This is a genomic window from Micromonospora tarensis, assembly GCF_016803395.1.
In the GTDB taxonomy this organism is placed as follows: domain Bacteria; phylum Actinomycetota; class Actinomycetes; order Mycobacteriales; family Micromonosporaceae; genus Micromonospora; species Micromonospora tarensis.
In genome coordinates this window covers 1-8,009 of the sequence record NZ_JAEVHL010000274.1, presented here as the reverse complement: position 1 = coordinate 8,009, position 8,009 = coordinate 1, and the positions used below count along the sequence as shown (strand labels likewise).

The window sequence follows — 8,009 nt, the reverse complement described above, 5'->3', positions numbered from 1 at the left end:
GCCCACGGGCGGTCGCGTACGTCGGCCTGCGACCCGGCCGCCTTCGCCCGCGACGTGCGTACCTTCGCCGGCCTCGGCTGGCGGCTGGCGGCGCTGCGCGGCTTCGACCTGTTCCCCATGACACAGCACGTCGAGCAGGTCGGCCTGCTGCTCCCGCCGAACCAGCGTTGACGCGCCCCACCGGCCGGGTCTGACCAGGTACGCGACCGACCGCCGGTCGGCGGCCGTCGGCACCCGACCGAGGGGGCGGACGACGCCCACCGGCCGGGCAGCTCCGTAATCCGGGCTCGGGCCAGGCTGCGGACTATCGGATGGCCGATAGACTCTCCGGTCATGAGTGTTGAAGAGGACACGGCCAACCACGGCCGGCTGCTGGGGACGGTCCGCGGTCCACAGGACGTCAAGCGGATGTCCGGCGAGGAACTGGACGTCCTCGCCGCCGAGATCCGGGACTTCCTGATCGCCAAGGTCTCCCGCACCGGCGGGCACGTCGGGCCCAACCTCGGTGTGGTCGAGCTGACGCTCGCCATGCATCGCGTCTTCGACTCCCCCCGCGACCGGCTCCTGTTCGACACCGGCCACCAGGCGTACGTGCACAAGATCCTCACCGGGCGGCAGGCCGGCTTCGACAAGCTCCGCCAGCGCGGTGGTCTCTCCGGGTACCCCAGCCAGGCGGAGAGCGAGCACGACCTGATCGAGAACTCGCACGCCTCCACCGCACTCTCCTACGCCGACGGCCTCGCCAAGGCGTACGCCCTGCGGGGCGAGTCCCGCAGCGTCGTGGCCGTGGTCGGCGACGGCGCGCTCACCGGCGGCATGTGCTGGGAGGCGCTGAACAACATCGCCACCGCCGGCAACTCGCTGGTGATCGTGGTCAACGACAACGGCCGGTCCTACTCGCCCACCATCGGCGGACTGGCCGACCACCTCTCCTCGCTGCGGCTCAACCCGGGCTACGAGAAGGTCCTGGACACCGTCAAGGACGCCCTCGGCTCCACCCCGCTGGTCGGCAAGCCGATGTACGAGGTGCTGCACGCGGTCAAGAAGGGCATCAAGGACGCGGTCGCCCCGCAGGCCATGTTCGAGGACCTCGGCATCAAGTACGTGGGCCCGGTGGACGGGCACGACGTGGCGGCGGTCGAGGCGGCGCTGCGCGCGGCGAAGAACTTCGGCGGCCCGGTGATCGTGCACGCGGTCACCCGCAAGGGCTACGGCTACCGCCCCGCCGAGGAGGACGACGCCGACTGCCTGCACGGCCCGAGCAGCGCCTTCGACGTCGAGACCGGCGCGTTGCTGGCCGCCCCGTCGGTGAAGTGGACGCACGTCTTCGCCGACGAGCTGCTGGCCGTCGCCGACGAGCGCCCGGACGTGGTGGGCATCACCGCCGCGATGGCCGAACCGACAGGCATCGCCAAGCTGGCCCGCAAGTACCCCGAGCGGGTGTACGACGTGGGCATCGCCGAGCAGCACGCCGCCACCTCGGCGGCCGGGCTGGCGCTGGGCGGCCTGCACCCGGTGGTCGCGGTCTACGCCACCTTCCTCAACCGCGCCTTCGACCAGGTACTGCTGGACGTGGCGATGCACAAGCTGCCGGTGACCTTCGTGCTGGACCGGGCGGGGATCACCGGCCCGGACGGCCCCAGCCACTACGGCATCTGGGACATGTCGGTCTTCGGGGTGGTGCCCGGGCTGCGGATCGCCGCTCCCCGCGACGCCGCCACGCTGCGGGAGGAGCTGCGCGAGGCGGTGGCCGTCGACAACGGCCCGACCGTGCTCCGTTTCCCGACCGGCGCGGTCGCCGCGGACCTGCCGGCGCTGCGCCGGGTCGGCACTGTGGACGTGCTGGCCGAGTCGGCCCGTACCGACGTGCTGCTCGTCGCCGTCGGCTCGTTCGGCCAGCTCGGTATGGAGGTGGCCGCCCGGGTCGCCGAGCAGGGCTACGGCGTCACCGTCGTCGACCCCCGCTGGGTGCGCCCGATCCCGGCGGAGCTGGTCGAGCTGGCCGCCCGCCACCGGCTCGTGGTGAGCGTCGAGGACGGCGTCCGGGTCGGCGGGGTGGGCGACGCGCTCGCCCAGGCGATGCGCGACGCCGACGTCCGGGTGCCGCTCAAGGACCTGGGTGTCCCGGCCGACTGGCACCCGCACGGCACCAGGGCGCAGATCCTCGCCGATCTGGGCCTGACCGCCCAGGACGTGGCCCGCGACGTCACCGGCTGGATCTCCGGCCTGGACGCCACCCCGGACCGGCTGACCCCCACCAGCAACGCCTCCGCGCAGAACTGACCCACGGCACGACGACGGCGGGTGGCCCTGGTGGGCCGCCCGCCGGGCGGGGTCAGCGGGGTTTCACCGAGCGGTAGTGGGTCTTGTCGGTGTTGGCGAGGCTGTAGGTCTGGGAGCGGGACGGGCTGGGGACGACCGCCAGGCCGGGGCGCTCTACCAACAGCGGAGTTCCCGGCGGGACGGACAGCGAGCTGTCCCGGGTGGGTCGCCAGCTCAGCACCACCAGCGGCTGACCGGGCACCGGCAACTCGTACGCCTGCAACGGGGTGGCCCGGTCGGCGGGTGACACCACGGGCGTGCTCCCGTCGGCCGGCCGGTAGACCACCGCGGTCATCGCGCCCGCGTCGGTGTCCCAGTTGAGCTGCTGCAACTCGGCCGCCGCACCGCCGCCGAGGGCGACCTCCCCGAGCGAGCGCACCGTCAGCTTCGCCATCGGCCAGGACGTCGGCACCGAGCGCGGGGCGTCCCGGTCCCCGATCCGGCGCGGAATGCTGCCGAACGGCCCCCGGTCGCCGGCCAGCACGCAGGTGTCCAGGCCGGTGAGTGCCCGCCGACCGGTGCCGGACTCGTCGCGGACCAGCGGGTAGCGCGGGTCGACGGTGCCGGTGCCCAGGTCGAGCAGCCGGTCGGCGGCCCGGCCCCGGGGCAGCGACTCGGTGGTCCGCAGGGTCGCGGTGACGCCGACCGCCGTGCAGGCGGGTACGTCCACCGGGGCGCTCAGGCCGTCCGCGATGGCCAACCGTCGATCCTCCGGCCCGAGCAGGGTCTGCACCCGTGCGGAGACCAGGTAGCGCCGGCCGCCGGTCGTCTGCACCGGCAGCACGTCGGAGTAGACGAGGTAGCCCGGGTCGGTGTACTCGGTGGCGCGGGTGACCGCGTACCGGTCGCCGTCGCGGGTGAGTTGCAGCAGCCAGGAGGCGCTTTCGCCGGGCACGTCGGCGGCCACGAGCGCCACCGGGGCGCCGTCGACCCGACCGGAGAAGAGGATGCCGGACGAGGGCAGGTGCACCCGGTCGTCGGCCGGCGACCGCCAACCGCGGACCGCCGAGGTGACCGCCGCCGTCGCCGTGGCATCCCCCGAGAGGTCACCTCGGGGTGGCCACACCGCGAGGGTGCCGTCGAGGCTGTCGTACCCGACCCGGAGATCCTGCGGCTTCCGGTCGGCGACCGGGCCACAGGCCGTGCTGGCCAGCAGTGCGCCCAGCAGGACGGGAAGCGCCCTGCCGTACCGACGGCCTGGAGTCACCTGGTCCGCCCCCGATCGCCTCGCCGTCGCTGTCGGAAAGCGTCATAGTACGAGATGTCCGGTGCCGAGCCCCAGTTGGCTGTCACCCCGGCCACCACAATGGACGCCACCGGGGTTTTAGTGCGTTTTGGTTGCTCCGGTAGACTCCGCCGACTGTGACGCCTGCCGAGTCCCGCGCCCTGCCCGCGCCGCACCCGGAGACGGCAGCCGACTCCGACGAGCCGGTGAGCTACCGCACACCTGTCGGCCTCGTCGCCGGCCCGGCCACCCTGACCGATGTCTCCGCCGACCAGGTGGAGGCCGACAGCGACACCCCCGCCACGTCGTCCCCGGAGAGCGCGCCGGGGGAACCGACGCGGAGCCGGTGGTGGCGGTGGACCCGGCGGCGGCAGTGGACCAGGCGACGGCAACACCTGGCGGTGGGCGGGCTGTTCCTGCTCGCCGCCGTCTGGGTGACCAGCCGGATCTGGCTGGACCCGTCCGGCCGGGTGGCCTCGCTCTACACCGGTGACCCGGCCCAGGTGCAGTTCTTCCTCGCCCACTCGGTACGGGTGGTGCTGCACGGCGAGTACCCGTTCTACACCGAGCAGTTCAACTACCCGGACGGCGTCAACCTGATGGCCAACACGGCCGTGCTGGCGCTGGGCATCCCGATGGTTCCGGTGACGTTGCTGTTCGGGCCGGCGGTCTCCTTCGTGGTGCTGGTCACCCTCGGTCTCGCCGGCACCGCCATGGCCTGGTACCTCGTGCTCTCCCGGCACCTGGTGCGTACCCCGCTCGCGGCGGCGGTCGGCGGCTGGTTCTGCGGGTTCTCGCCGGCCATGCTCTCGCACGCCAGTTGGCATCCGAACATCATCAGCCAGTTCCTGCTGCCGTTCATCGTCTGGCGGGTGCTGGTGCTCACCCGGTCCCGCCGACCGGTCCGGGACGGGGCGCTGCTCGCCCTGCTGGTCACCGCACAGGCGTTCATCAACGAGGAGATCCTGCTCTTCACGGCGCTGGCGTGCGGCGTCTTCCTGCTGGCGGTGCTCGCCCAGGAGCCGGCGCGCTGGCGGGCGGCCTGGCGGCCCCTGGGCGCCGGCGTGGCGACCTGCGCGCTGCTGGCCGGGGCGCTGCTGGCCTACCCCCTGTACGTGCAGTTCGCCGGACCGATGGCCTACCACGGGCTCAGCGACGCGGTGCAGGACTACGGCAACGACATCGCCGCCTTCTTCGCGCAGGGCTCGCCCACCCTCGGCGGCAACCAGCGCGCCAACATCAACCTCGCGCCGAACTACTCCGAGGAGAACGCCTTCTTCGGCTGGAGCCTGTCGCTGCTCGCCATCGGCATCGTGATCTGGCTGCGCCGGGAGCTGATCGTGCGGGCGCTCGCGGTGACCGGGATCTTCTTCGCCGTGCTCTCCCTCGGCGAGCGGGTCTCCTGGTGGGACCGGGAGCTGATCACCGGGCCGTGGCAGTGGTTGGTGCACCTGCCGCTGCTCGACGCGGTGGTGCCGACCCGGTTCGGGCTGATCACCAGCGTGGTCGTCGGTCTGCTGCTCGCGCTCGCCGTCGAGCGGGCCTGGGCGCTGCGACCGGCCGACCGGCGCACCGTGCGGACGCTCACCGCCGCGGGCCTGGCCTTCGCGTTGCTGCCGATCGCCCCGATGCCGCTGCGAATGGTCTCCCGGCCACCGGTTCCGGACTTCATCACCGCCGACCGGTGGCGGGCGTACGTCGGGCCGGACCAGACGCTGGTGCCGATCCCGGTGCCCAGCATGGGCAACACGCACGGCATGCGCTGGGCCGCGGCCACCAACCTCGACTTCAAGATCCCCGGCGGTTACTTTCTCGCGCCCCGTAACGGCAACACCGGTGACGCCGGCCGGTTCGGCGGTCGGCCCAGCGGGGTGGGTCAGCTGCTGGAGGAGGTGGCGACCACCGGCCGTACGCCGAAGCTCGACGACCGGCAGCGGCGGCGGTTCACCGACGAGCTGCGGCACTGGCGGGCGGCGATCCTGGTGCTGCCGCTGCGCCAGCAGAACGCCGAGCCGCTGCGGCGTACCGTCGAGGAGCTGGTCGGCCCGGGTCGTCAGGAGTTGGATGTCTGGGTCTGGGACGTCCGGGCGCTCAGCGACCGCTCGGTCTGATGACCACCGGGACGACGTCCCCGACCACCTCGTCCCCGGCGCCGGTCGGCACGTCCCGGCCGGCCTGGCCGGCACACCTGCTGGTGGTGGCCGGCTACCTGGGCCTCGCCGTCGTGCTGACCAGCGGGCAGTGGGGTCACCCGTGGCGGCTGTTCCACCAGGCCGGTGACCAGATTCTCTTCGAGTGGATGCTGGCCCACGCGGCCCACGCCGTCGTCGAGGGGGAGAATCCGCTCTACAGCGCCGGGTTGAACGCACCCGACGGGGTCAACCTGATGGCGAACACCTCGGTGCTCGGCCTGGGTGTCCCGCTGACCCCGGTCACAGTGCTCTTCGGCTCGCAGGTGGCGTTCTGTGTGGTGGTCGTCTGCTGCCTGGCCGGAACCGCTGTCGCCTGGTACGCGCTGCTGCGCCGCCGGTTGGTCAACAGCCGGTCCGCAGCCGCCGTCGGCGGGCTGGTCTGCGGCTTCGCACCGGGCATGGTCGCCCAGGCGGGTGCGCACCCGCACATCGCCGCCCAGTTCCTGGTGCCCCCGATCCTCGCCCTGGTGTTCCGACCCGGCACGGACGCGGCGCGCCGCCGCGTGGTGCGCTCCGGTGTCGGCCTCGGGCTGCTGCTCGTCTGGCAGGTCTTCATCGGCGAGGAGGTGTTGGTCTTCCTGGCGCTCGCGGCCGGGGTCTTCGCGCTGGGTTACGCGCTCGCCGACCGGGTGGCCGCCCGGCGGCTCGCGCCGGCGCTCCTCGGCCGGCTGGCGGTGGCGGCCGGGGTGGCGGTGCTGCTGCTGGCGTACCCGCTGTGGTTCCAGTTCCACGGCCCGCAGCACTACGCCGGAATGGCGTTCGCCACGCACGGCTTCCAGTTGGACGCCGCGTCGTTTCCCGCCTCGGCCCGGCAGACGGTGCTCGGTGACGACTGGCTGCCGGGGTTGCTCGCGCCGAACCCGACCGAGGAGAACTCGTTCTTCGGCCCGGGCCTGCTGGTGCTCGCTGTGGTGATCGTGATCTGGCAGTGGCGACGACCACTGGTCCGGGCGCTGGCCGGCTGTGGCGTGGTCTTCGCGCTGCTGTCGCTCGGTAACGAACTGCGGGTGGACGGCAACGCCACGGCCATTCCGGGGCCGTACCGGCTGGTCGCCGCGCTGCCGCTGCTCGACCTCGCGGTGCCGGCCCGGTTCGCGCTGGTCTGCGTACCGGTGCTGGGTGTGCTGGTGGCGCTCTCCCTGGACCGGGTCCGGGCCGCGCCCGGGTCGATGGTCGCGTCGGGCCCGCCGGTGCGGCTGCTGTGGGCCGGCGCGGTCACCGCCGCGTTGCTGCCCCTGGTCCCGACGCCGATCCGGGTGGTGCCGGTGGCGCCGGTGCCGGCGTTCGTCAGCGACGGTGGTTGGCGTGCGCTGGTGCCGCCCGGCCGGACGGTGGTCGCGGTGCCGCCGGTCACCGGCGCCGGGCGTAGCCCGGTCATGCTCTGGTCGGCCCGTACCGGTCTGGCCTTCACCGCGCCGGGCGGCTACTTCATCGGGCCCAGCGGTCCGGACGACCCGGCGGCCCGGTGGGGCGCGCCGGACCGGCCCACGTCGGTGCTGCTCCGCCGGGTGGCCGAGACCGGCGCGGTGCCGGTGCTCACCGACGCGGACCGGCGCCAGGCCGTCGAGGACCGTGCGGCACTGGCGCGCCGCGGTGGTCGTGCTCGGCTGGCTGGAGCACGGTGACCCGGTCCGCCGAACCGTCGACGACCTGCTCGGCCCGGGTCGTCCGGTCGACGGTGGGTGGCTGTGGGACGTCCGGGACCGGGCCGGCTGAGCTAACCCACCAGGGCGCGGACGTCCCACACCCAGACGTCGTCGACCCGCTGCGCCGGCCCGAGCAGGCCGGTGACCAGCTCGCGCAGCACCGCCTCGCTCGGGTGTGCCCCGAGCACCACCACCGACGCCCGCCAGAACCGCAGGTCCTCGACGGCCTGCCGGCGGTTCTCCTCGGTCAGCACCGGAACCGCGCCACTGTCCATGGTGGAGTAGATGAGGCTGCTGGTGGGTCGGTTCGGCGCGCCGAAGACCCCCTCGCCCAGCTCGTTCGGGCCGATGAAGTAACCGCCCGGCACCGGGAACTCCTGCCCGGTCAGCGCGCTCCAGCGCAGCGTCGGCAGGCCGTGCACGTTGCTCGGGATCGGCACCGGCACCAGGGTGCGACCCGCCGGCACGTACGGCCGCCAGCCGCCCGCGCTGATGAAGTGCGGCGGCGGGTCGATCTGGCTGGGCGGGCAGCGGGCGGGGGAAGAGCGGCAGCACGGCGAGGCCACCGCCGCGTACCCCACCGGGCGCAGCCACCGGCGACGCGCCGCGACCGGCGCCGGCCCG

General features: G+C 73.6%; 4 protein-coding genes and 2 pseudogenes. 4 read left to right on the top strand and 2 right to left on the bottom strand.

All coding sequences use genetic code 11. The features are described from left to right. Positions 1 to 171, top strand: a pseudogene (locus tag JM949_RS31045) (class I SAM-dependent RNA methyltransferase); the annotation flags it as partial. Between the two features lie 162 nt (positions 172 to 333). Then, a complete protein-coding gene (dxs, locus tag JM949_RS31040) occupies positions 334 to 2,283 on the top strand; it encodes a 1-deoxy-D-xylulose-5-phosphate synthase (protein WP_203151675.1) in 1,950 nt (649 codons plus the stop codon). A gap of 52 nt (positions 2,284 to 2,335) precedes the next feature. Here dxs and JM949_RS31035 read toward each other — a convergent pair whose 3' ends face one another. Continuing rightward, positions 2,336 to 3,529: a hypothetical protein gene (locus JM949_RS31035; RefSeq protein ID WP_203151673.1), complete on the bottom strand. Its 1,194-nt coding sequence runs from the start codon at positions 3,527 to 3,529 to the stop codon at positions 2,336 to 2,338. A 269-nt stretch (positions 3,530 to 3,798) separates the two neighbouring features. Between JM949_RS31035 and JM949_RS31030 the strand changes: the two genes are divergently transcribed. Both JM949_RS31030 and JM949_RS31025 read left to right on the top strand, forming a co-directional pair. After that, a complete protein-coding gene (locus tag JM949_RS31030; protein ID WP_407664861.1) occupies positions 3,799 to 5,658 on the top strand; it encodes a hypothetical protein in 1,860 nt (619 codons plus the stop codon). Further along, a complete protein-coding gene (locus tag JM949_RS31025; protein ID WP_238434211.1) occupies positions 5,658 to 7,364 on the top strand; it encodes a glycosyltransferase family protein in 1,707 nt (568 codons plus the stop codon). Before JM949_RS31030 ends, JM949_RS31025 begins: the two co-directional genes overlap by 1 nt. 92 nt (positions 7,365 to 7,456) lie before the next feature. On the opposite strand, the pseudogene JM949_RS31020 reads toward JM949_RS31025, so the two are convergent. Next, positions 7,457 to 8,009 (bottom strand): annotated as a pseudogene (locus tag JM949_RS31020) (hypothetical protein); the annotation flags it as partial.

Coding starts and splice junctions, on each gene's coding strand:
- dxs (WP_203151675.1), top strand. CDS start 334: ATGAGTGTTGAAGAGGACACGGCCAACCACGGCCGGCTGCTGGGGACG.
- JM949_RS31025 (WP_238434211.1), top strand. CDS start 5,658: ATGACCACCGGGACGACGTCCCCGACCACCTCGTCCCCGGCGCCGGTC.